Consider the following 26,201-nt stretch of genomic DNA (forward strand, 5'->3'; position numbering starts at 1 on the left):
CAACGTCATCTCGTTCTCCGCTCATGAGCTCAGCCAATCGACTGGCGAGCGGCATCGCATTCTTCGCATCCCGCCTCTGGCGGATGCAGGAAGATCAACGGATCTCGGCCCAGTTGACCCAGGGCTGTCGCCACAATGTCGCGGGAGCGAATCAACCGAGCAAAGGCATGACCGACTGGACCTTCCTTCTGAAGGCTCTTCTCCTTGAGCCACCTGTCCGCCAAGGCAAAGCGCTCACAGCAGTGGTCATTCTCGAGATAATCGACGCGTACCAACTTGCCATCCTGAAGAATGGTGCAGTGTCTCGGCACCCCATAGGGAACCTTTGCCATCAACTCGGCAAGATGCAGCGTCGTGTTGGCATCGTGTCCCACGCCGAGGAGAAGTACCTGCCCATCGAGTTCATGGACACGGGCGACCGGGCTTGCAGGCGAGTGAGGTGGCAGGGGCAATGGATCAGAGATGATCTGCTCTGCCTGTGGCCCCGCTGCCGCAAAGGCAAATGGATGGGCGCTGCGCTTTACATTTGGCAGGCGCCAGAATGTGTCAGAGACAACTCCAAGGTCCGGTGTAACGGGCGACGTGGCAGGATCGAACGGCTCGTCGTCCAGACCTGACCACGAGGGCATGACGAGCGTCCCTCCCGGACCCAGCGCAGCACGCAGGGCCTCGATCAGTCCAAGTGGCCCATCTTCGAGGGGCCGGACGCTACGGAAGGAGCTGTGGACCAGCAGCACACCGCCGGGGGTAACCCCAAGGTTGAGAAGCTGACCGATGAGCTCGGCTTTTCGCCATTCGTATTGCACGACATTGCACTCCACCGCTGATGACATCAGTCGATCATAGCACGATCAACGGCACTGTTGCAAATAGTCGGTGGTGATAAACTTATCATCCCCTTTTGCTGATGGAGCTGCACATGAACCCATTCAAAGGCCGGCATTTTCAGCGTGACATCATTCTGTGGGCCGTACGCTGGTACTGCAAATACGGCATCAGTTACCGTGAGCTGCAGGAGATGCTGGCTGAACGCGGAGTGAATGTCGATCACTCCACGATTTACCGCTGGGTTCAGCGTTATGCGCCTGAAATGGAAAAACGGCTGCGCTGGTACTGGCGTAACCCTTCCGATCTTTGCCCGTGGCACATGGATGAAACCTACGTGAAGGTCAATGGCCGCTGGGCGTATCTGTACCGGGCCGTCGACAGCCGGGGCCGCACTGTCGATTTTTATCTCTCCTCCCGTCGTAACAGCAAAGCTGCATACCGGTTTCTGGGTAAAATCCTCAACAACGTGAAGAAGTGGCAGATCCCGCGATTCATCAACACGGATAAAGCGCCCGCCTATGGTCGCGCGCTTGCTCTGCTCAAACGCGAAGGCCGGTGCCCGTCTGACGTTGAACACCGACAGATTAAGTACCGGAACAACGTGATTGAATGCGATCATGGCAAACTGAAACGGATAATCGGCGCCACGCTGGGATTTAAATCCATGAAGACGGCTTACGCCACCATCAAAGGTATTGAGGTGATGCGTGCACTACGCAAAGGCCAGGCCTCAGCATTTTATTATGGTGATCCCCTGGGCGAAATGCGCCTGGTAAGCAGAGTTTTTGAAATGTAAGGCCTTTGAATAAGACAAAAGGCTGCCTCATCGCTAACTTTGCAACAGTGCCATAAGAATATCATCAATAAAATTGAGTGTTGCTCTGTGGATAACTTGCAGAGTTTATTAAGTATCATTGCAGCAAAGATGAAATCAATGATTTATCAAAAATGATTGAAAGGTGGTTGTAAATAATGTTACAATGTGTGAGAAGCAGTCTAAATTCTTCGTGAAATAGTGATTTTTGAAGCTAATAAAAAACACACGTGGAATTTAGGGAATACTGATGTAACACGGATTGACCGTATTGGGAGTTTGAGATGGTGACAAAGAGAGTGCAACGGATGATGTTCGCGGCGGCGGCGTGCATTCCGCTGCTGCTGGGCAGCGCGCCGCTTTATGCGCAGACGAGTGCGGTGCAGCAAAAGCTGGCGGCGCTGGAGAAAAGCAGCGGAGGGCGGCTGGGCGTCGCGCTCATCGATACCGCAGATAATACGCAGGTGCTTTATCGCGGTGATGAACGCTTTCCAATGTGCAGTACCAGTAAAGTTATGGCGGCCGCGGCGGTGCTTAAGCAGAGTGAAACGCAAAAGCAGCTGCTTAATCAGCCTGTCGAGATCAAGCCTGCCGATCTGGTTAACTACAATCCGATTGCCGAAAAACACGTCAACGGCACAATGACGCTGGCAGAACTGAGCGCGGCCGCGTTGCAGTACAGCGACAATACCGCCATGAACAAATTGATTGCCCAGCTCGGTGGCCCGGGAGGCGTGACGGCTTTTGCCCGCGCGATCGGCGATGAGACGTTTCGTCTGGATCGCACTGAACCTACGCTGAATACCGCCATTCCCGGCGACCCGAGAGACACCACCACGCCGCGGGCGATGGCGCAGACGTTGCGTCAGCTTACGCTGGGTCATGCGCTGGGCGAAACCCAGCGGGCGCAGTTGGTGACGTGGCTCAAAGGCAATACGACCGGCGCAGCCAGCATTCGGGCCGGCTTACCGACGTCGTGGACTGTGGGTGATAAGACCGGCAGCGGCGACTACGGCACCACCAATGATATTGCGGTGATCTGGCCGCAGGGTCGTGCGCCGCTGGTTCTGGTGACCTATTTTACCCAGCCGCAACAGAACGCAGAGAGCCGCCGCGATGTGCTGGCTTCAGCGGCGAGAATCATCGCCGAAGGGCTGTAACTGGTTTTGTTGAATAAATCGAACTTTTGCTGAGTTGAAGGATCAGATCACGTATCTTCCCGACAACGCAGACCGTTCCGTGGCAAAGCAAAAGTTCAAAATCACCAACTGGCCCACCTACAATAAAGCCCTCATCAACCGTGGCTCCATAACTTTCTGGCTGGATGATGAAGCTATTCAGGCCTGGTATGAGTCAGCAACACCTTCTTCACGAGGCAGACCTCAGCGCTATTCTGACCTTGCCATCACGACTGTGCTGGTCATTAAACGCGTATTCAGGCTGACCCTGCGCGCTGCGCAGGGCTTTATTGATTCCATTTTTTCTCTGATGAACGTTCCGCTACGCTGCCCGGTGTAATGTCGGTGCTGATTTGGTCTTCAATAAGGCGATTTTTAGCCCGCTTTTTCCGGGGGGATGAAATGTTATTGGATTGCTAAATGATTTCAAAAAAGGGGTAACATAGAGCGGGGATTAGTGTGGCGAGGCGCAGGTTTCCGATGGCAGGCTAAACGCAAAAAATGCGCTTTTTAGCCGGTGATGAGGTGAGGCCGGGAGGGGATGCGTCGCCGATCACAGTTTACAACAGGGTTTGATAACGGGAGGAAAAGTCATGCTGCAGGGATTGAATCATCTGACGCTGGCGGTCAGCGATCTGGCGTCAAGCCTGGCATTTTATCAGCAGTTACCTGGAATGCGCCTGCACGCCAGCTGGGATAGCGGAGCCTATCTCTCCTGTGGGGCGCTGTGGCTGTGCTTGTCGCTGGATGAGCAGCGGCGTAAAACGCCCCCTCAGGAAAGCGACTATACCCACTACGCCTTCAGCGTGGCGGAAGAAGAGTTTGCCGGGGTGGTGGCTCTGCTGGCGCAGGCGGGGGCTGAGGTATGGAAAGATAACCGCAGTGAAGGGGCGTCTTACTATTTTCTCGACCCTGACGGCCATAAGCTGGAGCTGCATGTGGGGAATCTGGCGCAGCGGCTGGCCGCCTGTCGCGAACGCCCCTACAAGGGGATGGTCTTTTTTGATTGACGGGTTAGTTCAGCTTACTGCCGGATTTCAACGTGCAGATCCACAGCGGTGAATTGATAGAGCTGAGCAAGATAGCCTTTTCGTTGAGCTTCTGAGCGTTGAGAAACAGCCCGTCGTGGCTGTCGGACATCTCGCGCATAAAGTAGTCGAAAATCACGTTCGGCGATTCATCAATCGAGGAGGCGCTCGATTCCCACTGATTGATGCGGTAATGACGCTCGGTGGCCGAGATGCGTTTGCTGCTGTAGGTAAACTTCACGTAGCGTTGCAGGTAGAGCCAGCCGGCGGCGGAGTCGGTGTAACCTTCGACCACCATCGAGCCTTTACCCTGCGCGCCAAAATTGAAGTGAATATTGCCGTTAACGTTCTCTTTGTCCATGTTCTCAAAGCGCATGATGCCCTTAGTGGAACAGCTCATGACACCCGCGTTGTCGGCAGGCAGCAGCCGCCAGGCGCTAAACGCGGCGGCGGCAATAAATACCAGAACGCAGAGGGCAAAGAACGGACGCGGCGCGAGTCTCATTACGGCTTCCAGGAGTAGTAAAAGTAGTTATCGCAATAGCTGAACGGGTTATCTTCATGCATGGCGCAGTGGGCAAGGAACACGCGCCCCAGCCCGTTGGTTTCGAGCCGATCGCCGTAGAAGAAAAGAAAACGTTCACCGGGTTTACAGGCAATATTCAGCCGCTGGCGTACCTCATCGAAGTTTTTGCCGTAGGACTCTTCACTGACCGAACGTCGCATTTCATCGCTGGCCAGCAGTTCGCACTGGCTATGGCTGAGGCGGGTCAGCGCGATAGGCTGGGATTCACTGATGCCGACCAGACTGAAGGCAACCAGAAGCAGGGCAATGGTGAGCAAGCAGGCTCCGGCCATGTACCAGCACATCCCGCGAGCATGTGCGGAGCGCGGTGCGTCTGGCGTTGTCGTAACGGGCGGCGGTTCGGCAGGCGTCTGTTGTGGTGAAACCGGCGGCGCGTCGTCCAGCGCTTCGATAATGACCTCGGGATTAAGCTGCAAATAGCCGCGCGAGACGGTGACGATGATGTTATCGACGCCGTAATGGCGAAAGGTCTTCCGCAGCATGCTGAGATACTGATTCAGATTGCTGTTGGATGAGGTTAATCCATTGTCATCCCAGACTTTTTTCAGAACATCTTCCCGGCTGACAATCTCGGTATGGCGCAGAAAATAGTTAAACAGGGCGCTGGCGGTGAGGGATGGCACTGTTGCAAAGTTAGCGATGAGGCAGCCTTTTGTCTTATTCAAAGGCCTTACATTTCAAAAACTCTGCTTACCAGGCGCATTTCGCCCAGGGGATCACCATAATAAAATGCTGAGGCCTGGCCTTTGCGTAGTGCACGCATCACCTCAATACCTTTGATGGTGGCGTAAGCCGTCTTCATGGATTTAAATCCCAGCGTGGCGCCGATTATCCGTTTCAGTTTGCCATGATCGCATTCAATCACGTTGTTCCGGTACTTAATCTGTCGGTGTTCAACGTCAGACGGGCACCGGCCTTCGCGTTTGAGCAGAGCAAGCGCGCGACCATAGGCGGGCGCTTTATCCGTGTTGATGAATCGCGGGATCTGCCACTTCTTCACGTTGTTGAGGATTTTACCCAGAAACCGGTATGCAGCTTTGCTGTTACGACGGGAGGAGAGATAAAAATCGACAGTGCGGCCCCGGCTGTCGACGGCCCGGTACAGATACGCCCAGCGGCCATTGACCTTCACGTAGGTTTCATCCATGTGCCACGGGCAAAGATCGGAAGGGTTACGCCAGTACCAGCGCAGCCGTTTTTCCATTTCAGGCGCATAACGCTGAACCCAGCGGTAAATCGTGGAGTGATCGACATTCACTCCGCGTTCAGCCAGCATCTCCTGCAGCTCACGGTAACTGATGCCGTATTTGCAGTACCAGCGTACGGCCCACAGAATGATGTCACGCTGAAAATGCCGGCCTTTGAATGGGTTCATGTGCAGCTCCATCAGCAAAAGGGGATGATAAGTTTATCACCACCGACTATTTGCAACAGTGCCACTTCGACGACTACCTGCTGCCGGCCGAGAAGTTCGCCGCACTCAAGCGCGAGCAGGCCCTGCCCCTGGCGATCAACCCGAACAGCGACCAGTACCTGGAAGAGCGTTTGCAGCTGCTGGACGAGCAGTTGGCCACCGTCACCCGCCTGGCCAAGGACAACGAGCTGCCCGATGCCATCCTCACCGAGTCAGGGCTGAAAATCACCCCGCTGGATGCGGCGGTGCCGGATCGGGCGCAGGCGCTGATCGACCAAACCAGCCAGTTACTGCCGCGCATCAAGATCACCGAACTGCTGATGGACGTGGACGACTGGACGGGCTTCAGCCGCCACTTCACCCACTTGAAGGACGGGGCCGAGGCCAAAGACAGGACGTTGCTGCTGTCCGCAATCCTCGGTGATGCGATCAACCTCGGGCTGACCAAGATGGCCGAGTCGAGCCCCGGCCTGACCTACGCCAAGCTGTCCTGGCTGCAAGCCTGGCACATCCGCGACGAAACCTATTCGGCGGCCTTGGCCGAGCTGGTCAACCACCAGTATCGCCACGCCTTTGCCGCCCACTGGGGCGACGGCACGACCTCATCCTCCGATGGCCAGCGCTTCCGCGCGGGTGGCCGGGGCGAGAGCACCGGGCACGTCAACCCGAAGTACGGTAGCGAGCCGGGACGGCTGTTCTATACCCATATCTCCGACCAGTACGCGCCGTTCAGCACCCGCGTGGTGAATGTCGGCGTCCGCGATTCCACCTATGTGCTCGACGGCCTGCTGTACCACGAGTCCGACCTGCGGATCGAGGAGCACTACACCGACACGGCCGGCTTCACCGATCACGTCTTTGCCCTGATGCACCTGCTAGGCTTCCGCTTCGCGCCGCGCATCCGCGACCTCGGCGAAACCAAGCTGTACGTGCCGCAGGGCGTGCAAGCCTACCCGACGTTGCGCCCGCTGATCGGCGGCACCCTGAACATCAAGCACGTGCGTGCCCACTGGGACGACATCCTGCGCCTGGCCAGCTCGATCAAGCAGGGCACCGTCACCGCCTCGCTGATGCTGCGCAAGCTCGGCAGCTACCCGCGCCAGAACGGACTGGCCGTGGCCCTGCGCGAGCTGGGCCGGATCGAGCGCACGCTGTTCATCCTGGACTGGCTGCAAAGTGTTGAACTGCGCCGCCGCGTGCATGCCGGCCTGAACAAAGGTGAGGCGCGCAACTCGCTGGCCAGGGCGGTGTTCTTCAACCGCCTTGGGGAAATCAGGGATCGGAGCTTCGAGCAGCAGCGCTACCGGGCCAGCGGCCTCAACCTGGTGACGGCGGCTATCGTGCTGTGGAACACGGTGTACCTGGAACGCGCCACCCAGGGGTTGGTCGAGGCCGGCAAGCCGGTGGACGGCGAGCTGCTGCAATTCCTGTCGCCGCTGGGCTGGGAGCACATCAACCTAACCGGCGATTACGTCTGGCGGCAGAGCCGCAGACTGGAAGACGGGAAGTTTCGGCCCTTACGGATGCCCGGAAAACCTTAGCGTACGATTTTTTCCGAATTCTGCGGGCTCCCCTTTAAGATTTTGGCAAGCAGTAGCGTCCTCTGGTTTACCCATGAACATGGTAATACGGGAAAAACCATACCAACTTATGGTCGCTTTGATTGCTTTATATACGGCCATCCCTGTTGTTACAATAGTAATTTTATCTGGTCAGCAATCGCATAAGTTGGAACTAATTGCTGTGCATTTCATTACATTTATCACGATGGTGTTTGTTTTGCGTCGTAAGATGGGGAAACGTTGGCTGGATTTATTTGAAGAAAAATTAGCCATTTATAAACCTAATGATAAACTCGCGCTTAGCGAATTACACGAAAGCATACGTGAGAAAAATGGGCTAGACTTGCAGGATCTACAAGATTGGTACTGGAAAGAGAAGATGACATATGCGTATCACAAAGAACATAAAACAACCATAAGCTATCAAAAATTCAAGTAGCATTTTAAAATGTCAGGGGAGGGCTATTGTGATTTATTAAGTCGGCAAGGTTATTAGGTAGGGGTGTTCAATATGATAAATTCTTCGAGTGTGGTTATTTCAAGAGTTGTTCTGGTCCTTTGAGATAGCTAATTATCATTACAGACTTTATCGAAAGGTATGAATTATGAACATTACCGACAAAGAACTTAGCTCAAATACAGTGAGTCAGTATGGATGGAACTTAGGAGAGTTCAATCACTCAACGCCTTTTACATCTCATTTTATTTATATTACCGACTATCATAAAGATAATACATGGATGATTTCACTTTCGCAGGAGGATTTTAATACGACCAAAATTTCAACATCGTTAAGTCTAGATGCCTGTGTGTCCATGCTCGGAAAGATACTAAAAAAAATGTCTAACAAAATCGGTATCTCACAAACGGAAGAATCTGAATTCGCATTTCTTTTAACAAACTATATTAAACAAACTTTGACTTTTAGAGAATGGCAACGCAATGCTGAAGGAAATCAACGACTGCACTTTCTTATTAATATCTACGGTGCAAAAGAAGACGGTGGCGAAGTGGTTTTAAGACCATTTATTGTAAATCCTGATGAATTAATGCTTACTCCAGCGGATGTCGTTGAATTTAATTCGCAGGTTATCAAAGTTGATCGGCAGCGTCATCCTGAGTGGTTCCGTTAACAGGTCACAAGGGTTAAGAGCCTGAAAGGCTGCGATAGGGTATACGCAGCCTATTCTGTATAGCCGTCGCGCAATAATTGTTCTAAATGACTATCGACCGTTTCCTGATCACCAGGAATATATCGAGGCCATCCTGTTATATCGTTGGCGAGTTTCACTATGTATGGATGAAACCCAAACTGTTCGGAAGTGATGTCAATATAATATTGCACTTCTTCGAAATTCAACTCACACCAATAATGGCCAAAGCCACCACACTCTATAAATATACCGCCATCATCTGCACCGTTACCCCCACGGACAACAGCATCTAGACCTTTAGTTTTTGCTAAATAACACACAAGATAGCTTGCAAAAAGGCAAGTGCCTGCCGTCTTCTCTATGCCGCACTCCGTTAAAATTGAAAGTAGCTTTTCATGCGCCACTCTTGCAATGTCTGATACCAATTCCGGGGACATGTTAGCTCCAGTGAAATTGTTAGATCGACTTAAACAGATAATAACTCAATATTTTCATGAAGTACTTGTGGGTTCTTAAACCAATAGCCGGAACCACACATCCAAGGTTCACCTGGGAAAACAAAACCTTCTTGAATAAGGTATTTGCGGAATAGGGGAGGCAGTACATTTTCAATTTTCAAAATGTAATTTTGTTCATCTGCAATACATTTCAATTCTGCAAGAAGCGCTCTAAAAATGCCTGTGCCGGGCTCTTTAACTGAGATAGTTGAAACAACCATGACCGGATATCCCAGGACCGAACACATGCCTGCTCTTGCCCGGATGTAGAGCTCCTCGAAATGGTGTAAGCCGTGTACATGAGAAGACCTTATGGGTATCTTACCATCTGATGCCTGCGTTATAAGGTCGGCGAAAACCTTTTTGATTTTCAGCAAATCTGCCTGAAAATTTTGATCGTTCAAAGGAAAATCAGATTGAGAATTTGTCATTACATATCTTATGTTTTAAAAACTTAACTTTGATAAAGCAAAGGAATACGCTGATCGTCATGTGATCCAAATTGAGCAATGAATTTTAATTCGGAACAGCTAAAGACAAAGCAGTAGGGTGCAATAATTCAGGATGTCGATACTATAAGAAGAATAGTGGTATGAATGTAGCAATTACCTCAATATGAGGGGGGCAACTGTTGATGCTGTACATACATACAGTATTTAACATAATCTTTGTTATATGTACTTATAAATCAATGACATAAGGTTTAAAGATCGTATGATCTACGCACTAGGTCATGGCTTGTAATGAGTGAAAAAAGGTTCAAGATTTTAGAGAAATGCTCCCAAGATCAACATGGCGGCATAAGTTTTCCAGCTTGACCAATCAATCGTGGAACCAAGCAACAGATAGAATGCCAGGCCTACCAGCCCCAGCTTTACTACTATCCCAATTAATATGGTAAAGATAGACTCATCGCGTTCGCCTTTAAGTAATTTACAACGCGTAATTAGATCGTCTTTTTTCATGTAGAATCCCTTAGAGTTATTAAAGTCCTGCATTAGAAGTTGTTACCTGCCGAAGTTACCTCGTATGAGTTAACTGTGGCTCCAAACATACAAAATATAAGCTGTGCCAATTGAAAGGATTAGAAAAGCACAGTTACTAATAAAATCTACTAATGCTTGTAGCTTCTTTAGTCTCACTATTGCTGGACCGTGTTCAGTAGAGGTACTACTCAGCCCTTTTGTTCTGGCACTCTCTGCTTTTCTGAAAAAATTGTAATGCAATCCTGACCGCAAGCAAAACCATGCCAAACCAGTCGTTATTACGATATTTATGTAGAAAGCATATTGAATCATTTGTTCAGTTTCGAAGCTTTCCATTGAAAACCCTTTGTTGAAATGTTGAATAAAATTATTTTTAGTAAATGTAAGCAATAAATAGAACGAATATTAATAGTGAAAGATGCAATGCCAACATCTGCTTATGATGCCTTATGAGGATTTCTTCCTTCGCATTCATTAAATCGTACATCTCATCAATATTTTTATTGCTGGTATATTCGAGACGTTCATCACGAAGTAATTTGAACTTTACCAATACGACAAGTGATTTAATAATAAAGCTCGTAAGCATAACAGTTATAGACAAAAATAAAAAATAGGCCAAATTCATATATCACTCCATGGAGATTAATAGAAAAATTTATAATAAGTAATCTCATAGAGCATTACTTGAATCTTCTTCCCATACTAAGGACTCACCGAGAAATTTAGTTAAAGATGATTTGGCATACTGTGGTTCGGAAAAAAAACGTGGGAACCAGCCGTCAAAGCTTTGGGTACCATTGTGACGATTTTCAGGCGAGACTGATAAGCGGTACCCGTCTCCGTAAGGTGAAATGCTAAATGTGTATCCATCATCTGTCTTTGAGATCAGCGTTTTGCTTGTCATATGACTAATAGATACCGTTAACTCCTTTGGTGTTTGTATCACCGAAAGAAGAAACAATGCGCTTATGGCTGCAAAAATCCAGCAATATAATGATGCATCCATAAAATCAGCTACAACACTCGATCCCAAAAAAAACCAAAATAAACTTATTAAGATTACTGAGTTTTCATTCATGTCTGTTCCTTGTTATTACTAATTATATTATGCTTTATAGTTGACCGTCAGACTACCCACGGGTTTTGACGAACAAAGTCACGCACTCCATTTATACATGCTTTTGAGATGACTTCAAAATAAGGATGGTTTGATGGAATCATATTCCCGGTATTATCAAGAAGCATAATAGTCCCTAAAGACCGAACCAGTTGATATTCATTGAGCTTACGCTTTAGCAAAGTTTGCAATCTATAAATTGTCTCACCGGAACTGTTACCTTCGATACCTACAACAGAGACCGTACAGTTCACTTCCTGATTATCAGATTGATAATCGAACCAGTAATTTTCGTTGTAATTTCCTTTTTGCGCATGCTCAATTTTGCCAGGCCATTTTACCCATAAAGAAGAGTTGTTTTTAGATCGTAAGATCTGCTTCAGCGTTTCCAATGGATTTTTTTCATCAACCTCAGACCAGGCCGAAATAAATTCTTTCTGCATTGCCTCAGGGTCTATAACGGCAATGAAATCAAATTCCTCTTTATTGATAGAGTTGGCTCGATCTTTGAGATAAAACAGACCGAGTTTATATCCCTTTTCACTTTTCCAGTTTGCTCCCACAGGCTGATAGTCTGTATTTATAAACGGTTTGAAAGTGTGAGTGTCGGGAGAAAAAATTACTGAGGGTGCCAGCACCCGGCCTCGGTGTCGTATTGGATTTACATATATTTTTTCCCCGTCACATAACATTTCAATAATTGCTTTTGTCACAACTACTGAAATAGAAGGTCTACATGTATTTTGATTTATTTCCCCGAGGTGCGCCAAACTTCCATCCTCACTCTTCAACACCTTTGTAAGGCAAGTCGGGCAATACTGTTGATCTCTATAATAAACAGGCATGGTTAGACGACCGGAATCGTTTAGTACCAACTGAAGTAACGGATGAGGCTCTTTCATCATGGTTATTTCTTCTCTTTCACCTTTCTGGGCTTTTCGTTTGCCTGTCTCCACTGCCATGGTGGGACAGGGTTGGTGTCTGCCCATAACCCTTTTGCCTCCTTTTGTGCTGCGGATTCATATTTGATATAGCCAGGGACAATGGCGTTATCTTCGAACCGATAAACCCACGCATATCCACTGTCCACCATAGAGGCATTGATATCATATCCATCTAACCAGATGGTACCTAACATACGGCCATAGATATCCGTACCATGGTCTATCACGGTAACGATTTTAGTTGCTATAGCTGTGGTTAAGGCCTGTTTTGCTTTTTGGCCAAAAGCCTGTTTAGATTCAGGAGCGTCTATACCATACATCCGTATTTTGATGGTTGTGTTTTGAGCATCCAACGCAGTTATGGTGTCACCGTCAACAATCTTAACCACCTTTGCCTCAAAAGTTGTTGAGTTCCCCCAGGACGCCACTGGGAATACAACAATCATGATGGGCAAAAGTAACTTTGTTAAAAAAAACATCATTTCACCTTGATTTGTTGAGTACAGACATGTATCCACAAGCCTATTTACAGGCAGTATTTTAACAAGTCATTATTTCATGGGCGGGCTTAAAACCAATCTTTTTGCAACTTAAAGGCAGAATAATCACAATAAATTTAGAACCTGAACCAAAAAATAATCCAAATTAAGCGTGTTAATCTATCTCAAAGATATTATTCCTGAGAGAGTTTGGATGAAACGTTACACTCATGATCTTGAGACAGACCTGAATGATGTGGATAAAACACCATCTCTGATCCACAAAACTTTGTTAACAGCTTCGACCATTTATGACCTGAAATATCTGGCTCAGGTATTAAATGATGAAAATGGCAGTAATTGGTCCCGTGCATCCCTTAAACGTCAGGTTACATGCATACCTGAGCATTGTGAGCTGAGTATCGCAGATGGACGCTATCTACAGACTTTAATACCTTCACGACCTGCTGATTATGAGGACAGGCACTTTAGCTTTATCGATCTGTTTGCAGGGATAGGTGGACTGCGAAGCGGATTTGATGCCATCGGTGGTAAATGTCTTTTCACGAGCGAATGGAATACTTATTCCAGCCGTACTTACCGGGCGAACTGGTATTGCGATGAGAACGAGCACCGCTTCAATTCAGACATCCGTGACATCACTCTTAGCAACCGGCCCGAGGTTACTGATGACGAGGCATACAAATTTATCGATGCCTCTATCCCGGATCATGATGTTCTTCTTGCGGGATTTCCATGCCAGCCATTCAGCATCGCCGGTGTCAGTAAAAAGAACTCTATGGGTCGCAAACACGGTTTCGAGTGCGACACTCAGGGTACGCTCTTCTTTGATGTGGCCAGGATCATCCGGGCAAAACAACCTGCAATTTTTGTTCTGGAAAACGTAAAAAATCTGAAGAGTCACGATAAGGGTAATACCTTTAACATCATCATGAAAACGCTCGATGAGCTTGGCTACGACGTCGCAAACAGCGAAAGCACGGGCGCGGATGATCCTAAAGTCATCGATGGCCGTCATTTCCGACCCCAGCACCGTGAACGTATCGTCCTTATTGGTTTTCGCCGCGACCTACGTCTGAAAGACGGTTTTACTCTGAGAGACATTAAAGACTTTTATCCGGACAAGCGCCCTTCTCTCTCAGATTTACTGGATCCGAGCGTAGATAGTAAATACATCCTCTCCCCTAAACTCTGGGAGTACTTATACAACTATGCAAAGAAACATGCGGCAAAAGGCAATGGTTTTGGTTTTGGACTAGTAGATCCTTCCAATGTTAATAGTGTCACCAGAACCCTCTCAAGCCGCTATATGAAAGACGGATCTGAAATTCTTATTGATCGGGGCTGGTCTCATGAACTGGGAGAAACTGATTTCCATAACACATACAACATGGACCGTCGGCCACGCATGCTAACGCCACGTGAATGCAGCAGGCTAATGGGCTTCGATAAACCCGGGGAAAGTGTTTTCCGTATCCCTGTGTCCAATACACAGGCTTACAGACAGTTTGGGAACTCCGTGGTCGTTGATGTCTTTGCGGCCGTCGCCAAACTGCTGAAGTCACGAATTGAATTTGCAGCCTCCCAGCGCTTGCGGCAGTTTTACGACGAAGTCAGCTGACCTGAGCTCCTTCATCAATTTAAATGCTTAAGATTGTTGTAATAATGTCAGAGGTCAACCATGACGTATTTCGAATCAGCTGAAGGTGAGACGGTATCTAAAGAACGAGCATTACAAGAACTGTCCAGGCATTGCGTTCCCGAAACAGATTTCGAAGAATTCTTTAGCGACATGGGCGTAAAGGAACAGTATGACGCTCAGGAAGTGTTGCTCTGGTTGGGATATTAAACTTCCTGTTTAGGAGACTACTATGAGCCAAAAATTCGCAGTGATGATTGCTTACGACGACGATCCAAACGTCAAAAGGTATTCACCTGACTTTCAAACGCAGGATGAGTTTGCTAAAGGGTGGCAGTCGGCTCTTAAAAAGGCACACCACACCTCAGGTCAAAAATCAGTCATCACCTGCGGATGTCGTGGAAAAGGAGAAAAGCGACTTTATGTTCGTGCTTTACCGAACGGTGATGCCTTTATTCTCGTCAAAGCCGCTAACACGGGCATTGAGCATGATCCTTCCTGTGTATTCTTCTCCCTTGATGCCCGGCATACCGGCCTGAAAGGATATGCGAGTGGTGTGGTCCGGATTACAACCGAAGGTGATATGGCTGTAAGGCTCGGTATCGGTATGACAGAGAAAGATCCTCCTGAAAAATCAGAAGTGCCTCCCCTGCCCCATGTTCAGCGACCAGAAGGAGGTCAGGCCTCAATGACCCTCCTGGGCTTGCTTAGTCTTTTGTGGACAGAGTCTGGTCTGAATGTCTGGTACCCGAAAATGGCAGGGAAACGTAACGATTCACTGGTACGGTATCGTCTGCTTGAAACCGCTAAACAAATTCGTACCGGCAGAGCCTGCATAGGTGACCATTTATTCATTGGTGTACCTGACCCGAAACAACCTGTCGCTCAGTCGCAAATTCAGCGTCTTTCATCACAGGCGATGAGTGATAAACGTCTCATGCTCCTGTCAGTTTTACCTCGCTACGATGCTGAAAAGCATGAGAAGCCACTTAAATTTTTACCCCTGCGGAATTTTGGGGGGCTACCGCTGATTTTTTTCAATTCAGAAGTCCATTGGGATAGCGTAAAGAAACGATTTTCATCGGAGTACGCAGCATGGAAATCCGGGGCGAAAATAGTTGTCTTTGCGTTGACGTCACCAGCTGCGGTAACCGGCAGAGGCCCTTCTGTAAGAGCTCATCAAATTGTGCTGATGCACGTTAGCGAGAACTGGATACCTCTGGACTCCTCCTATGAGGCGGTTGTTGCAGAAAAGCTGGATGCAGAGCACCGGCAGTACGTTAAGCCCATGCGTTATGATGCGAGTATTAGTGAGGTGTTCCCTGACTTCTACCTGCTCGACACAAAAAGCGATAAGCCGTTCCCGATGGAAGTATTTGGTATGGCCACTCCTGCTTATCTGGCCCGAAAGCAACTCAAAAAAGATTATTACAACCGTGAATATGGGCCTTATGGATGGTGGCACTGGGATGCGACCACAGCATCTGAAACTATGGTGCTGCCTCATTTTCCAGAATCACGCAAACCTCTTTCAACTGACACACCTGCTTAAAATGGAGAAAAAATGTCCTACATGCTTTCGCTAAGCGAACAGACAAAACTGAACGCTTTCCTGTCAGGGATCCTAGATGATTACAAGACTGGGGTTATCACTCAGATACAAGCTGTTGGTAGAATCGGTAACGTGTTTTCTGCTCTGGAAAGTGGAGACTCAAAAAAGGTAGTGCATTTGTTGACTGAAGGACGAAAACTCCTGCGGACGGGCTGAATGTCCGCAGAAGTTCTTATGTGCCAGGGGATGCAGAGAAGTGTATCAACCTGGCTTCATTTATCATGATGTTTTTCTGCTACGCGGCTGTTTTGACTTTCCAGTACCTCCCCCTGCCATTGCACCAGTTAATGTATCAATGGTGCCTTTTAGGGATTCTGAGATTGTTTTCTCCGCCTCCAGGGTAGCTTCCAGCTTCATTACTTTGGCCTGGAGCGTTTTGAGTTCATTGCTTTGTTCAGCCACTTCCGCTTCATAGCCCTGGCTGACCAAAGTTACTTTATTCAGGTCGGCGCTCAGCGACTCGTTTAGTTTATGGAGTTCAGTAAGCTCGGCATTCACCGCCACCAGGTCACCCTCTTTCCCGGACAGTGCACTTTTCAGCTCAGTACAAAGGTTCTGTGCAGCAATCAATTCCTGTTCAAACCTGTCCCTCTCTGCCTTTGTATCTGACACAGTCTGACTTAACTGGTCGCATTGTCTGGAAAGACCGGCGTTATCAGAACGCTGCGTGTTGATCTCTTCGTTCAGCTTTTTTTGATATTCAAGGTGACCAGCGATCTCTGTTTTACGTTCAGCCAGTTGCTGGGAGAGTGAGTCATTTGACTGCTGTGCGAGGCTCAATTCATGCCGTGTGCTATCTAACTGGTGATGGCAGGTTTCGAGTTCTGCTTCGGCAACATTCAGCCTTGTTTCTAACTCCTTGACGGTACTGTCCCGGATCTCTAATCGACCCTGTAGTGCCTGATTCTCAAGTTTCAGCTCATCCATATCGGTAGCGCTTTGCTCAAGCCGCTGTAACAGCTGCGTTACCTCCTCCTCCAGCTGCATGCTACGTGCTTCAGCTTTTTTAACACTATCATTCTGTATTGCGGTATAGCTTCTACGGTAGTGCCAGGTGATGTACGAGATAATATCGCCGAGTGCAACCTTTACCTCATCGGGTATATCCAGGTAACGGGCCTCTTCAGGAACCTCTTTAACATACTTCTGGTACTCCGCGAACATCTCCTGTGACCTTGCAAACGAGCCGCCAACAGCGTTTCTGAGCCAGTGAACTTTGAAGCTCAGATCGATATTTTCCGGGTTAATTTCTTTCTCTTTGCACAGACGTTCGATTGCATTGAAGTAATCGATCATCGCGATAGATGAGTACCTTGAACGACCCATTTCCTTTGATTTTTCAGTGGATTCGCTGCGGATGTCATTCTGCACCTCTGGCGGGGTAGCATCGTTCAGGCTTTTTTCTTTATCATTTTCAATCATCATTTTTTTCCTGCGGCCGGAAGCTGGTTTGCAAAATATATGCTGATAAGATCGTTCAGAGCATTCAGAAGCGAGATACTGTCGATGCAAATATGAACGTTTCCATTCTCAAACAGGCGACACCGCCAGCCATTCTCATCACTGACCTCGCCTGTGAATTCTGTATTTCTCATGGCCGTCAGCCTGTCGACCATACTCAGCCCACCGCCGGTTGCAGGTGTTGGAGTATCAGAACAGATGCATACAATATTCTCAAAGTCGCGTAAACAAAAGTGATTGTCCTGCGAGAAACCGTTGTACCTCAGCACGTTCACACCAGGAAAAATCCCCCGAAGAACAAGCTTTTTTGGCATTGTATATTGCCTGGCATTGCTTTTGAAACTTCGGTCAAGCTTGTTGAGAACATCAACGAAACCTTCTGCAAGGGTGTCTCGTCTGTTAGCCAGTGCATGCTGTAATGTTCCCTTAACAATCTCCAGGGAAGCGACGGGCGGATCCGTACGAAGGGATTCGTTAAAGGCTTCTTTTTGCTTATGGTTCCAGTACCGGTCCATACCTGTTTCTTCAAAGAGCCTTTTCCACGTTTTACGGTCAATTTCCTTACGCCCCTCCTCGATGGTGCGATCCAGTGACGACGGAAGACCAAATGCGTTGGGCTGCATAATTCTGCTGGTGAAGAGAGAGAGACCGCACAGTTCCGACGCTTCCGAGATTAACCGCATCCCTTCTTCGAATTTCTGCATGGCCATATCCCGGGCGCTGATGAGCTGCCCTGTCCGGCTCGCCGGTACTGGCTCAGAACCCTGGTTTTGAGTCATTTTACACTCCATTTTGGTATGTCAGAACATTTTGATTTGAGCAAAGGTAGGACACTATAAAACCTATAGAATTTACGTAGAAACGCGTTTAGTAAAGGCTTTACTAATTACTAATGACTAACATATTAGCACTTTCAGATATGCCAGCAATAACCCCAGCCAGTGAAATAATGTGATGAGCCCATTAATTGGGGGTAATCATTCTATCTGGTTGATATTTAACGCTTTTAATTGTCATCCTTATGTAAGCCTATGGGATTTACTCCTAATTAAATCCCATTGTATGAAAAATAGGCATTTATAAGCTTTCATGACGTGACGTTGTCACGTATATCAATGGAATTTAGTCACTAGTAAAGAGTTAACTAGTGACTATCTGCCTAATCGGTGTGCTTGAACGGTGCACTCCAGGGCGGATATAAAAATTGATGAGAGATATACAGAAAATGATGGACCGGCTTAATAAGCCAGCCTTTCTTGGGAGGATTGATGCTGCTGAACACGCTATAAAGCGAAAATGCCCCTTTTTAACCTATAGGTAGGGCACTATGAGTAAGATACAATCAAATCGCCAGTCAGATGGCTAATTTCATGATGACCAAAGCGGGCTATTTCAAGCGTTATCGCTGAGACGAGGCTTCAATGACAAGTACACTTGACCCATCACACAAGCAAATTGAAATGTGGCGCAGAGCTACCGGTTCCGAAGGTGGACTCGACGAATACCGCAACTGGGTTCTGGAAAATAGTATGAGATTTACAGCATACGGTATCCATACCGTTATCGTCGAAGGTGAGGCGAAGCATATAACAGCGCTTGATGATGTTACCCTCTGTAACGAGTGGGCGAAGCTTAAAAGAGAAAACAATAGGCTTTACGCAGCAAATGAAAAAATTTGCTCTGGCTGGCGTGGTTTTGTGTTGCGTTTGTTAGGAATAACACTGTCATGCAGAAAACCGGTCATCTTACTGGGGGCAGACGCGAAGAATCAAAATGATGCCGTGAAAGGGGCTGATTTGTAATTTTCAGGCGAGCCCACCGTTCTTAGAAAGCTGTTCTATGGGTATGTAAGGAAGATAATGTTCTCTGAACGCTCAGTACACTTAATCACTTCCTGTACAAAGGGCAAGAATCATCAGGGCCACGTCTGGCCGACATTGGACATAGATCCAAAACAAACCCCGGACGACGCAGCATATGCCTGGAGTAACATTGTAGACGACGCCAGAAGTAATCAGGCGGTACCGGCATTGTCCTTGTATTCAGGTAATCACTGGTCTACGGCAAAGGAAATTTTAAACTCAACCAGAAATCTGGAGTTGTGGATAATCTCTGCCGGGATGGGGTTTTTAAATAGTCGAGATCGGGTGCCCTCTTACGAGGCGACATTTCATCAAGTACCATTCAGGCATGATCTCTGGTGGAAAGCCATCACAAAATCACTAGGTAAGCATAACCGTTGCGCAACTATAAGCCAGTTAATGCAGTCCAGCCCGAATGATGAATATTTGATTGCGGCTTCGCCTGTTTATATTGCTGCTGTCCAGAATGACATCCTGAAGGGCATTGAGAGTTTGACTCATCCTCTTACGCAACTAACGATCGTGACATCAGGGGCATATGCTGGCCCACTTGAAGAATACTTAATTAAGAGTTCTTCAAGAATGATGAAAGAGCTAGAGTGCAATATGGTGTGCCTGAATATAAAACTGGCTCAATACATACTTAAAAGTGGTAGTCGTTAGAACTAGACTGTTAATGATACAATTCTCCTGTTATTTTATTTTTATAAAAGGTCTCAAATATGTTCAAAAACAGATTTTCTTTATTGTGTCTTGCTGTGGCATCGTCACTTACTCTTACTGCTTGCGATGTAGTTGATGCTGCCTATGACGAGACTTTAAATGATAACGCACCCGAAATTGTAATAGCTGGAGGATTCAAAATTGATATCCAAGGTAATGCAGTTCCGGTTGAGGGATATGATAATTGCTCTTTGAATACTCTTCAGGGAAGCTTTGATACGGATAAATCAAATTGTATTGTTCTGGATAGAACACGTAAAAAAGTACCGGTTCTAGTTCATTTGTCATCCGGTCCCGTCAAAGAAGAATGGAAGATCGAGCACCAGGTTGAAAAAACCAAATCCGGCAAAAATTTCATCCAAACTCGTATGATTAGACCTGACGGTAACTTTGTAGTGCCTGCATCCTCAGAACGAGGGATCTTTAGTGGCAAACATTACAGTCAAGCCAGCTAAGTCAAGTCTATCCGTTCAAACAGAAAAAAGGTTTCTTAAAAATGACGTTATCCGCTGCATTGCAAGGCACTTTTAAAGAGATGAGGAAAGACAATACAGTAGGCATCACAGTTCAAACTTGTTCAGATATTTTTGACAGCAATGTTCCTCCGGCTTATGTTTTCTGGCTTTATCGTCTCAAAGCGGGAGAAACTTTGCCGCGCGGAAGGTTCTTCAGAAAAAGAAAGCCAATCATCAATGTTATGGCAGTTGTTCATGATACTGCATTCGAAAAATAACGGCGCTATCAGGAAAGTTACTTTTATGAACGTAATTGCAGCTGGAATTTTTTTGCTTTATTTTTTACCCTACAGCTTTCGCTTATGCTTGTTATAAAAAGAGATGGCTAGAGTGGATTTTTCTTACTTTAATTATAATTTTTGCTTCTGCCATTTCGATTCAACAATACAATGAAGCGAATTTTGTAAGTGAGTTAAATTACCCTATGTTTATCTCCGCTATATATGGCCTGTCACTGGCATGGTTTCCTTTTCCGATTGCTTATGTTGTTCTGCGCTTCCTTCTTGCTGATTTACAGCATGAGTACCCTAAACAGTGAGCAGATTTTAAGACTCATGAACAACATCGAAAGCACGAAACAGTCTGCACAAGGAAGATAAGGAGTATTCTTAGCAAGATATCTTTGTACCTGAAGACATAAAGCTGGCATCTTTTTCCTTATAGAGTGTATTATGATTAAGTAAATCCTTATCAAAGAATTAGAAAGTGGGGTCGTATGTCTGAAGCACTCAAATCGTTAAACAATATTCGTACTCTTCGCGCCCAGGGCCGCGAGCTGCCTTTAGAAGTACTTGAGGAAATCCTCGAAAAGCTTAATGTCATTGTTGATGAGCGTCGTCAGGAAGAATCATCCAAAGCTGCCGAACTGCAAGCTCGTCAGGAGAAACTTGACGCCCTGCGTAAGTTAATGGAAGAAGATGGTATCAACCCGGAAGAGCTGCTTGGCTCATTCCAGGCCAAATCTACGGCTACCAAGAAAAGCCGTGGACCACGCCCGGCCAAATACTCATTTACTGATGAAAATGGCGAAACAAAAACGTGGACTGGACAGGGCCGTACCCCCAAAGCTCTGGCAGAACAAATTGCAGCCGGTAAAAGTCTTGATGATTTCCTGATCTAACTTTTGCCACCAGTTTTGATAGAGGCCACTTCGGTGGCCTTTTCTCATACGGAATCAATTTCAGGTACAGAACATATGAAAAATTCAGAACCTAAGAGCTGTGATCCCTATGTGGACAGTTTGATTAGAAATGCAGATGCAAAGGAAGCCAGGGCATTTCTCAAAATATTGAAGCCCTTACCATTCCTTATCGTTATCATCGCTGTATTCTTTTTTTGGGTATCGTTTTCCCGTTTATTATCCCAGGTCGCGTAAAACCTTTTTAAAGACTCTTCTTTACCAGATATGCTCCCTCACCGGGATGGTTTCAACCTCTTCAGTTTCCCATATTGGCAAAACCGTCAGGAAATAAGACGATACCCTCCACGCTTTCCATTAAAGCGGGATGACGACGCCCAGTTCTTACGACCAGACTCCACGTTTTCGATAAGGATGCCTTTGGGCCCTTCTAACGAGGCCACCTCAACAACCCGCACTTTCCGGATCAGTCTTGGATCCACTTCTTCCCAGATCTGGCCAACTGTAATTTCTTTTTGGGTTTGCATTTAATCTCTCGCTGTCATTTAGTGAACAAGACTAATCCTCGCCGTGGTTCAGCTTATGGCTTTATTTACGCTGACGATCCTTAGCCTTAAATTTTTGCCATCGTATCCGAAGGTTTTCGATGTTAACCGGAACCTGCATGCGTGTCGTCTCTATCTCATTCCCATGCCATTTCAGGAGATCATCATCCAACTCCCGGGCCTCCCGGCTGAAGTAAATTTTCATAGTGTCAGGGTTTATGGCGCAATGGTCATTGTCGAACAGTGTATGGATATCACGGCGAAGTAAAATTCCGTTCGTTACGTCGGGAATGCCTTCTTCATGACGTGGCGTTAAGTGCGCGGCCTCAGTACGCCAGGGGGACCTTACGCCGGTGACAACACATCGCCCGTAGCAATTCAACCTAACATCCCGGGCGAAAGGACCTTGGTCAGGACTGGTGACAGATTATGTACTTAAATTTGCGCATGTAACGCTCCTGTATATGATGGATGAACCACTCTCGTTCAGGGTTATGGCGAAATGTTTATCGCCGCAGCGAGAGATTCAGTCTTGCTATCAATATTCCTGAAGGTTGTCCGCCTGATTTCAGGGTAAGCATTCATTCACTGGCCGGTTCTACCTTATTATTCATACAGATTAAAGTAGTTGTGCCTGCTACTGCGGTCACCTTCCTTGACAAAGTAAGCAAAGTTTGAAAAATTGGCTATTTGCAAACTAAGGTTGTAATTCCATCATTCTAGCCTTAGATCTTTGATCAAGTGAAGTTGCTCACTTGGTTGGATTTTACCGTTTCCTGACGGCTTTTCAGAAGCGAGGGCTGGTTGGAATGCCTTCCAGCTAGAAGTCTTGCAGATGCTCTCCGGGCATTAACTCATTGTCGAATCTGCACCAGTATCACTAGGTTGTTGAGCGGGCGATTAGCTTTTTCACTGAGCCGCTGTACACTCGACTGCTTCAAGAAGCACTACTTACCATTTCCCTGTCGTAAGGTCTGTTCTTAGCTGGATTTTTTTGGGAGGCTACGCAGTCATGACAACTCAATCCAGCTCAATACAATACGCTTACGCGCTAGACGACGAGGGCACCCTCACGCACATTGGCGCTGCCCTGCGCTCACATACTTACACCTGCCCAGGTTGTAAGAGCCCCCTGACCCCGGTAATGGGCGAGTTCAACGCTAAGCACTTTCGCCATTCGGAAGAATGCTGTGCCCTTGAAACCTATCTTCACAAGTGCGGCAAAGAAGCATTCTTCTATCGCTACCAACAAGCTCTCAGCCGTGAAATGCCTATTAGCCTTGAGCTGGAGCGCCGGGTTGCCTGTAATGGTCCTCATTTAGCCTTAGTTAGAGACGAAGCACGTCAGTGCGTAAAATCCGTGCCTGCACGCTACAACTTGACTCAATTTTTCGATCAGGCAGAGCTGGAAAAACACGATAAGGTCACAGGGCTGCGACCAGACGTGATGTTGTATGATACGACTGGCGAAAGGCGTTGCTACGTAGAGATTTGTGTCACACACCCCTGCTCTCAAGACAAGATCGAAGCCGGTATCCCGATTCTTGAGTTTAAGGTCCAATCTGCCTCTGATATTCAGATGTTGCTTACCGGGGCCTACTCGATCAAGGAGAAGATCCTGAGAGTATTCAACTGGCTTCCCCCGTTTCAATCTGTGGACACCTGTAGCGGCGTCTGCTCAGTAGGTAACGTGGATATGTCTGTCTGGAGTTTAAGTGGTTCCGGCCGACTCAACGAACAAACGATGCCGCTCGCTGAAGTGGATTTAACAATCAATTCTGACGTGAACACATGGCCTAGATCGTTAGGGGCCGCTGAGCTGGCAGATAACTTACGAGCTTTTATCCGTCACGCCGATCCTCATTCACTATTTCCCAACTGCATTATGTGCGAGCAAGCAGGCCGATGGGAGGATGGCTATCTGCAATGTCACAGTAAAGCAAAGATCGTTCCCTACACCGAGGCCCGTCAGTGCGCCAATTACAAGGTTAAGGCATGACAAAAAGACTGACTTGGGAGCAGAAAAGTATTGTCAGCCATGACACCGGACATGCGTTGGTAAAAGCCGTACCTGGTAGCGGGAAAACAACCATACTTGTAAAGCGCGTTGAGCGGCTGGTCAAGACGGGAACTGATCCTCGCTCCATTCTGATCCTGATGTACAACAAGTCGGCGCAGGTGAGCTTCACGGAGAAGTTGAAGACGGCACTGATGTCGAGCGTGATTCCAGAAATCCGCACGTTCCACAGCTTGGCCTTAAAGATTGTTGGTTACGGAGAACGCCAACAGATAATCAAGAAGAAAGACCTCATTACTCCAAGCGACTACCGCTATGAGCAACTGGTAAAGCAAGCCTACTGCTATGGCTTTGACCATGAGGCGAATTTTATTGACCCCAATGAAATTGAAAACTTCGAGCTGTTTATTGCTCGCTGCCGGGCGGCGGCCGTAACTCCTGTTGATGCTGCCAATGATCCAACGTTCAGCAACATCAAACGGGAGTTTATTCGCGCCTATGGCCGCTATTGTGAGCTGCTGGAGGAAAACAGTCTGCGAACCTTTGATGACTGTTTGGTTGAGGCTGTCGCACTGTTGCGTAATGACAGCAGCCTTGGTGCCCACTTCAAGCACATCATTGTTGATGAATATCAGGACGTTAACCTGATACAGCATGACATGACCCGCTTGCTATCTAAGTCGGATACGTCAGTTATGGCTGTTGGTGATGTTAACCAGTGTATTTATGAGTGGCGTGGTGCTCGACCAGACTTTATCGGCGGACTGTTTGAAAAGCACTACCCGAATACGAAGGTGTTTCAACTGTCATGCACGTTCAGATTTGGCCATGAGCTTTCCTTGATGGCTAACTCGGTAATTCGGCGCAACTCTACAAAGCTGACCAAGCTTTGTGTCAGTCATCCTAGCACCCCCAAAACAGAGGTCAGATTGCACTTTGATAACTGCCTATCCAAGGTGCTATCAAACCTCTCGGTGAGCAGTGGAACACAAGCCATATTGTCCCGCACTAAGGCGAACCTTGCTGAGGCGGAAATTACTTTACGCCTGTGTGGGCTACCTTATCGCTACCTCAATGGTTCAAGCGCATTACACACCCGCACTGAAATCGGGATACTGGTAGTTGGCGTCTTGCTGTCTGTGTACGGCGATCTGCGGCTACTGGAAAACCATCCCAACAAACAAGCGATTGTTTACGGCTTTCTGAAGGAGGCTGGTTTTAGCTGGCAGAAAGGGCAATTCAAAGCGGCGCTCAGTGGATTGATGGCTCCGCACGCCGACCTATGGTCTGCTCTAGGCCAGTTATTCGAGGGCGCACAAAACCAAAAAGATCGGCTGGGCAGGCTCGCCACTATCTGCCAGAAAGACGGAGAGGAAACGCCTGCTATCGATGTGTTACTACGCCTGCGTATGGAGGGTTTCATTGATAGTGTTGGCTCTGAGGGTGTAACTCGCACTGGATCGAACGACCAGCAACGAGGGGTCAAGAGGATCGAGGAGCTACTTGTCTCCAGTAAGATCGATTCCCGCACGTTTTTAAACCTTATCTTGAATCCAGGCGAGGCTGCAACTGACTGCGATCCCTTCATCCTTTCCACACTGCATGGTTCCAAGGGGCTGGAGTGGGATAACGTAATACTGGTCGGGCTGAATGAGCAGGAATTTCCTGGCGGCAAACCCGATGATGTTTACAGCGTTCGCACATCGATGAACACCCCTCCGACCGAAGAGGTAATCGAGGAGGAACGTCGGCTGTTTTATGTCGGTATCACTCGCACAAAACAGCAGCTAAATCTGGTTGTCCCTCTTGATGAAGGGCTTGCGCGGTGGCTCAAAAACCGCTGGGATAGCACCCCGAAGAAGTCACCGATAGCTACTCGCTTCGTCTATGAGGCTGGCTGGACTGCTTGTGCGGTTACCAGTGATGCGATCTATAAAAGCACGGTAGAGAAACAGAAGGCTGACTTCAGCAAGTTTCACCAATGGTATCTAAGAGATCTTCAGCGGCTAAAAGTCTAGGGCTACCGATACTTTTCGATTTCAGACAGGTGCTCGTTATCCAGATCAATTGTGGCTTTT

Annotated in this window: 29 protein-coding genes and 2 pseudogenes; 17 read left to right on the forward strand and 14 right to left on the reverse strand. The window is 47.6% G+C overall.

The window, feature by feature from the left end; translation table 11 throughout:
• Positions 1-29: 29 nt before the first annotated feature.
• The gene (gene aac(3)-IVa, locus EOS97_RS25340) at positions 30-806 is read right to left on the reverse strand and encodes an aminoglycoside N-acetyltransferase AAC(3)-IVa (RefSeq protein ID WP_001199192.1); all 777 of its coding nucleotides are present in this window, start codon (positions 804-806) and stop codon (positions 30-32) included.
• Between the two features lie 113 nt (positions 807-919).
• Between aac(3)-IVa and EOS97_RS25345 the strand changes: the two genes are divergently transcribed.
• The 4 genes and pseudogenes from EOS97_RS25345 to EOS97_RS25365 all read left to right on the forward strand — a co-directional run bounded on the left by EOS97_RS25345 (position 920) and on the right by EOS97_RS25365 (position 3,830).
• Entirely contained in the window at positions 920-1,624 is a 705-nt protein-coding gene (locus EOS97_RS25345; protein ID WP_001067855.1) for an IS6-like element IS26 family transposase, read from the forward strand.
• Between the two features lie 302 nt (positions 1,625-1,926).
• The gene (locus EOS97_RS25355) at positions 1,927-2,802 is read left to right on the forward strand and encodes an extended-spectrum class A beta-lactamase CTX-M-14 (RefSeq protein WP_001617865.1); all 876 of its coding nucleotides are present in this window, start codon (positions 1,927-1,929) and stop codon (positions 2,800-2,802) included.
• Positions 2,803-2,836: 34 nt separating this feature from the next.
• Positions 2,837-3,154: pseudogene (locus EOS97_RS25360) on the forward strand (IS5/IS1182 family transposase); the annotation flags it as partial.
• Positions 3,155-3,413: 259 nt separating this feature from the next.
• Entirely contained in the window at positions 3,414-3,830 is a 417-nt protein-coding gene (locus tag EOS97_RS25365) for a fosfomycin resistance glutathione transferase FosA3 (protein ID WP_014839980.1), read from the forward strand.
• Positions 3,831-3,834: 4 nt separating this feature from the next.
• Here EOS97_RS25365 and EOS97_RS25370 read toward each other — a convergent pair whose 3' ends face one another.
• The 3 genes from EOS97_RS25370 to EOS97_RS25380 are packed head-to-tail and all read right to left on the reverse strand — an operon-like array spanning position 3,835 to position 5,809.
• Positions 3,835-4,353 carry a FidL-like protein gene (locus EOS97_RS25370; RefSeq protein ID WP_014839979.1) on the reverse strand — a complete coding sequence of 173 codons (519 nt, stop codon included), beginning with the start codon at positions 4,351-4,353 and terminating at the stop codon, positions 3,835-3,837.
• The gene (locus EOS97_RS25375) at positions 4,353-5,099 is read right to left on the reverse strand and encodes a winged helix-turn-helix domain-containing protein (protein WP_071448054.1); all 747 of its coding nucleotides are present in this window, start codon (positions 5,097-5,099) and stop codon (positions 4,353-4,355) included. The genes EOS97_RS25370 and EOS97_RS25375 overlap by 1 nt, the downstream gene beginning before the upstream one ends.
• 5 nt (positions 5,100-5,104) lie before the next feature.
• A complete protein-coding gene (locus EOS97_RS25380) occupies positions 5,105-5,809 on the reverse strand; it encodes an IS6-like element IS26 family transposase (protein ID WP_001067855.1) in 705 nt (234 codons plus the stop codon).
• A 65-nt stretch (positions 5,810-5,874) separates the two neighbouring features.
• Between EOS97_RS25380 and EOS97_RS25385 the strand changes: the two are divergent.
• The 3 genes and pseudogenes from EOS97_RS25385 to EOS97_RS27325 all read left to right on the forward strand — a co-directional run.
• A pseudogene (locus EOS97_RS25385) lies at positions 5,875-7,389 on the forward strand (Tn3-like element TnAs1 family transposase); the annotation flags it as partial.
• A gap of 73 nt (positions 7,390-7,462) precedes the next feature.
• Positions 7,463-7,849 (forward strand): hypothetical protein, encoded by a 387-nt coding sequence (locus EOS97_RS25390; RefSeq protein WP_181728339.1) that lies wholly within the window; start codon positions 7,463-7,465, stop codon positions 7,847-7,849.
• A gap of 166 nt (positions 7,850-8,015) precedes the next feature.
• A complete protein-coding gene (locus tag EOS97_RS27325) occupies positions 8,016-8,543 on the forward strand; it encodes a hypothetical protein (RefSeq protein ID WP_001027750.1) in 528 nt (175 codons plus the stop codon).
• 50 nt (positions 8,544-8,593) lie between these two features.
• Here EOS97_RS27325 and EOS97_RS25400 read toward each other — a convergent pair whose 3' ends face one another.
• The 6 genes from EOS97_RS25400 to EOS97_RS25435 form a co-directional block, all read right to left on the reverse strand.
• Positions 8,594-9,001, reverse strand: a complete 408-nt coding sequence (locus EOS97_RS25400) for a hypothetical protein (RefSeq protein ID WP_000074418.1) — start codon at positions 8,999-9,001, stop codon at positions 8,594-8,596.
• A 29-nt stretch (positions 9,002-9,030) separates the two neighbouring features.
• Entirely contained in the window at positions 9,031-9,492 is a 462-nt protein-coding gene (locus tag EOS97_RS25405; protein ID WP_000185304.1) for a hypothetical protein, read from the reverse strand.
• 336 nt (positions 9,493-9,828) lie between these two features.
• Positions 9,829-10,026 carry a hypothetical protein gene (locus EOS97_RS25410; protein WP_000710701.1) on the reverse strand — a complete coding sequence of 66 codons (198 nt, stop codon included), beginning with the start codon at positions 10,024-10,026 and terminating at the stop codon, positions 9,829-9,831.
• A 694-nt stretch (positions 10,027-10,720) separates the two neighbouring features.
• Positions 10,721-11,128 (reverse strand): hypothetical protein, encoded by a 408-nt coding sequence (locus tag EOS97_RS27330; protein WP_225875207.1) that lies wholly within the window; start codon positions 11,126-11,128, stop codon positions 10,721-10,723.
• Between the two features lie 47 nt (positions 11,129-11,175).
• Positions 11,176-12,072 (reverse strand): hypothetical protein, encoded by an 897-nt coding sequence (locus EOS97_RS25430; RefSeq protein ID WP_000975182.1) that lies wholly within the window; start codon positions 12,070-12,072, stop codon positions 11,176-11,178.
• A 2-nt stretch (positions 12,073-12,074) separates the two neighbouring features.
• A complete protein-coding gene (locus EOS97_RS25435; protein WP_001572389.1) occupies positions 12,075-12,590 on the reverse strand; it encodes a thermonuclease family protein in 516 nt (171 codons plus the stop codon).
• A gap of 214 nt (positions 12,591-12,804) precedes the next feature.
• Between EOS97_RS25435 and EOS97_RS25440 the strand changes: the two genes are divergently transcribed.
• The 3 genes from EOS97_RS25440 to EOS97_RS25445 are packed head-to-tail and all read left to right on the forward strand — an operon-like array spanning position 12,805 to position 15,802.
• Positions 12,805-14,232, forward strand: a complete 1,428-nt coding sequence (locus EOS97_RS25440; RefSeq protein ID WP_000833382.1) for a DNA cytosine methyltransferase — start codon at positions 12,805-12,807, stop codon at positions 14,230-14,232.
• Positions 14,233-14,292: 60 nt separating this feature from the next.
• Positions 14,293-14,460 carry a hypothetical protein gene (locus tag EOS97_RS26855; RefSeq protein WP_000220758.1) on the forward strand — a complete coding sequence of 56 codons (168 nt, stop codon included), beginning with the start codon at positions 14,293-14,295 and terminating at the stop codon, positions 14,458-14,460.
• Between the two features lie 22 nt (positions 14,461-14,482).
• Positions 14,483-15,802 (forward strand): DUF1173 family protein, encoded by a 1,320-nt coding sequence (locus EOS97_RS25445; RefSeq protein ID WP_000078514.1) that lies wholly within the window; start codon positions 14,483-14,485, stop codon positions 15,800-15,802.
• 279 nt (positions 15,803-16,081) lie between these two features.
• On the opposite strand, the gene EOS97_RS25455 is transcribed toward EOS97_RS25445, so the two are convergent.
• The gene (locus EOS97_RS25455; RefSeq protein WP_001572381.1) at positions 16,082-17,287 is read right to left on the reverse strand and encodes a hypothetical protein; all 1,206 of its coding nucleotides are present in this window, start codon (positions 17,285-17,287) and stop codon (positions 16,082-16,084) included.
• Positions 17,284-18,102, reverse strand: a complete 819-nt coding sequence (locus EOS97_RS25460) for a DUF4942 domain-containing protein (protein ID WP_000193209.1) — start codon at positions 18,100-18,102, stop codon at positions 17,284-17,286. The genes EOS97_RS25455 and EOS97_RS25460 overlap by 4 nt, the downstream gene beginning before the upstream one ends.
• Positions 18,103-18,744: 642 nt before the next feature.
• On the opposite strand from EOS97_RS25460, the gene EOS97_RS25465 reads away from it, so the two are divergent.
• From EOS97_RS25465 to EOS97_RS25490, 5 genes are all read left to right on the forward strand, one after another.
• Positions 18,745-19,125: a hypothetical protein gene (locus tag EOS97_RS25465; RefSeq protein ID WP_001426317.1), complete on the forward strand. Its 381-nt coding sequence runs from the start codon at positions 18,745-18,747 to the stop codon at positions 19,123-19,125.
• Positions 19,126-19,182: 57 nt separating this feature from the next.
• Positions 19,183-19,848 (forward strand): hypothetical protein, encoded by a 666-nt coding sequence (locus EOS97_RS25470; RefSeq protein WP_000490638.1) that lies wholly within the window; start codon positions 19,183-19,185, stop codon positions 19,846-19,848.
• A gap of 59 nt (positions 19,849-19,907) precedes the next feature.
• Positions 19,908-20,363, forward strand: a complete 456-nt coding sequence (locus EOS97_RS25475) for a hypothetical protein (protein ID WP_001572344.1) — start codon at positions 19,908-19,910, stop codon at positions 20,361-20,363.
• A gap of 41 nt (positions 20,364-20,404) precedes the next feature.
• Positions 20,405-20,641: a hypothetical protein gene (locus tag EOS97_RS25480; protein WP_000175476.1), complete on the forward strand. Its 237-nt coding sequence runs from the start codon at positions 20,405-20,407 to the stop codon at positions 20,639-20,641.
• Positions 20,642-21,138: 497 nt separating this feature from the next.
• The gene (locus tag EOS97_RS25490; protein ID WP_001287392.1) at positions 21,139-21,543 is read left to right on the forward strand and encodes an H-NS family nucleoid-associated regulatory protein; all 405 of its coding nucleotides are present in this window, start codon (positions 21,139-21,141) and stop codon (positions 21,541-21,543) included.
• 341 nt (positions 21,544-21,884) lie between these two features.
• On the opposite strand, the gene EOS97_RS25495 is transcribed toward EOS97_RS25490, so the two are convergent.
• Both EOS97_RS25495 and EOS97_RS25500 read right to left on the reverse strand, forming a co-directional pair.
• On the reverse strand, positions 21,885-22,088 hold the full coding sequence (locus tag EOS97_RS25495) for a hypothetical protein (RefSeq protein ID WP_001194555.1): 204 nt from the start codon (positions 22,086-22,088) through the stop codon (positions 21,885-21,887).
• Between the two features lie 61 nt (positions 22,089-22,149).
• Positions 22,150-22,488 (reverse strand): HNH endonuclease signature motif containing protein, encoded by a 339-nt coding sequence (locus EOS97_RS25500; RefSeq protein WP_223231361.1) that lies wholly within the window; start codon positions 22,486-22,488, stop codon positions 22,150-22,152.
• Positions 22,489-23,118: 630 nt separating this feature from the next.
• Here EOS97_RS25500 and EOS97_RS25505 point away from each other — a divergent pair.
• Positions 23,119-24,105 (forward strand): hypothetical protein, encoded by a 987-nt coding sequence (locus tag EOS97_RS25505; protein ID WP_001572342.1) that lies wholly within the window; start codon positions 23,119-23,121, stop codon positions 24,103-24,105.
• Positions 24,102-26,141: an ATP-dependent helicase gene (locus EOS97_RS25510; protein ID WP_032192809.1), complete on the forward strand. Its 2,040-nt coding sequence runs from the start codon at positions 24,102-24,104 to the stop codon at positions 26,139-26,141. Before EOS97_RS25505 ends, EOS97_RS25510 begins: the two co-directional genes overlap by 4 nt.
• Positions 26,142-26,201: the final 60 nt, after the last annotated feature.

Source organism: Salmonella sp. SSDFZ54, from assembly GCF_004010735.1.
In the GTDB taxonomy this organism is placed as follows: domain Bacteria; phylum Pseudomonadota; class Gammaproteobacteria; order Enterobacterales; family Enterobacteriaceae; genus Salmonella; species Salmonella enterica.

Coding starts and splice junctions, on each gene's coding strand:
- EOS97_RS25465 (WP_001426317.1), top strand. CDS start 18,745: ATGACAAGTACACTTGACCCATCACACAAGCAAATTGAAATGTGGCGC.
- EOS97_RS25460 (WP_000193209.1), bottom strand. CDS start 18,102: ATGACTCAAAACCAGGGTTCTGAGCCAGTACCGGCGAGCCGGACAGGG.
- EOS97_RS25470 (WP_000490638.1), top strand. CDS start 19,183: ATGTTCTCTGAACGCTCAGTACACTTAATCACTTCCTGTACAAAGGGC.
- EOS97_RS25405 (WP_000185304.1), bottom strand. CDS start 9,492: ATGACAAATTCTCAATCTGATTTTCCTTTGAACGATCAAAATTTTCAG.
- EOS97_RS25435 (WP_001572389.1), bottom strand. CDS start 12,590: ATGTTTTTTTTAACAAAGTTACTTTTGCCCATCATGATTGTTGTATTC.
- EOS97_RS25480 (WP_000175476.1), top strand. CDS start 20,405: ATGACGTTATCCGCTGCATTGCAAGGCACTTTTAAAGAGATGAGGAAA.
- EOS97_RS25380 (WP_001067855.1), bottom strand. CDS start 5,809: ATGAACCCATTCAAAGGCCGGCATTTTCAGCGTGACATCATTCTGTGG.
- EOS97_RS27325 (WP_001027750.1), top strand. CDS start 8,016: ATGAACATTACCGACAAAGAACTTAGCTCAAATACAGTGAGTCAGTAT.
- EOS97_RS25430 (WP_000975182.1), bottom strand. CDS start 12,072: ATGATGAAAGAGCCTCATCCGTTACTTCAGTTGGTACTAAACGATTCC.
- EOS97_RS25510 (WP_032192809.1), top strand. CDS start 24,102: ATGACAAAAAGACTGACTTGGGAGCAGAAAAGTATTGTCAGCCATGAC.
- EOS97_RS25445 (WP_000078514.1), top strand. CDS start 14,483: ATGAGCCAAAAATTCGCAGTGATGATTGCTTACGACGACGATCCAAAC.
- EOS97_RS25355 (WP_001617865.1), top strand. CDS start 1,927: ATGGTGACAAAGAGAGTGCAACGGATGATGTTCGCGGCGGCGGCGTGC.
- EOS97_RS25455 (WP_001572381.1), bottom strand. CDS start 17,287: ATGATGATTGAAAATGATAAAGAAAAAAGCCTGAACGATGCTACCCCG.
- EOS97_RS25345 (WP_001067855.1), top strand. CDS start 920: ATGAACCCATTCAAAGGCCGGCATTTTCAGCGTGACATCATTCTGTGG.
- EOS97_RS25365 (WP_014839980.1), top strand. CDS start 3,414: ATGCTGCAGGGATTGAATCATCTGACGCTGGCGGTCAGCGATCTGGCG.
- EOS97_RS25370 (WP_014839979.1), bottom strand. CDS start 4,353: ATGAGACTCGCGCCGCGTCCGTTCTTTGCCCTCTGCGTTCTGGTATTT.
- EOS97_RS25495 (WP_001194555.1), bottom strand. CDS start 22,088: ATGCAAACCCAAAAAGAAATTACAGTTGGCCAGATCTGGGAAGAAGTG.
- EOS97_RS26855 (WP_000220758.1), top strand. CDS start 14,293: ATGACGTATTTCGAATCAGCTGAAGGTGAGACGGTATCTAAAGAACGA.
- EOS97_RS25475 (WP_001572344.1), top strand. CDS start 19,908: ATGTTCAAAAACAGATTTTCTTTATTGTGTCTTGCTGTGGCATCGTCA.
- EOS97_RS25400 (WP_000074418.1), bottom strand. CDS start 9,001: ATGTCCCCGGAATTGGTATCAGACATTGCAAGAGTGGCGCATGAAAAG.
- EOS97_RS25505 (WP_001572342.1), top strand. CDS start 23,119: ATGACAACTCAATCCAGCTCAATACAATACGCTTACGCGCTAGACGAC.
- EOS97_RS25440 (WP_000833382.1), top strand. CDS start 12,805: ATGAAACGTTACACTCATGATCTTGAGACAGACCTGAATGATGTGGAT.
- EOS97_RS25410 (WP_000710701.1), bottom strand. CDS start 10,026: ATGAAAAAAGACGATCTAATTACGCGTTGTAAATTACTTAAAGGCGAA.
- EOS97_RS25490 (WP_001287392.1), top strand. CDS start 21,139: ATGTCTGAAGCACTCAAATCGTTAAACAATATTCGTACTCTTCGCGCC.
- EOS97_RS27330 (WP_225875207.1), bottom strand. CDS start 11,128: ATGAATGAAAACTCAGTAATCTTAATAAGTTTATTTTGGTTTTTTTTG.
- EOS97_RS25390 (WP_181728339.1), top strand. CDS start 7,463: ATGAACATGGTAATACGGGAAAAACCATACCAACTTATGGTCGCTTTG.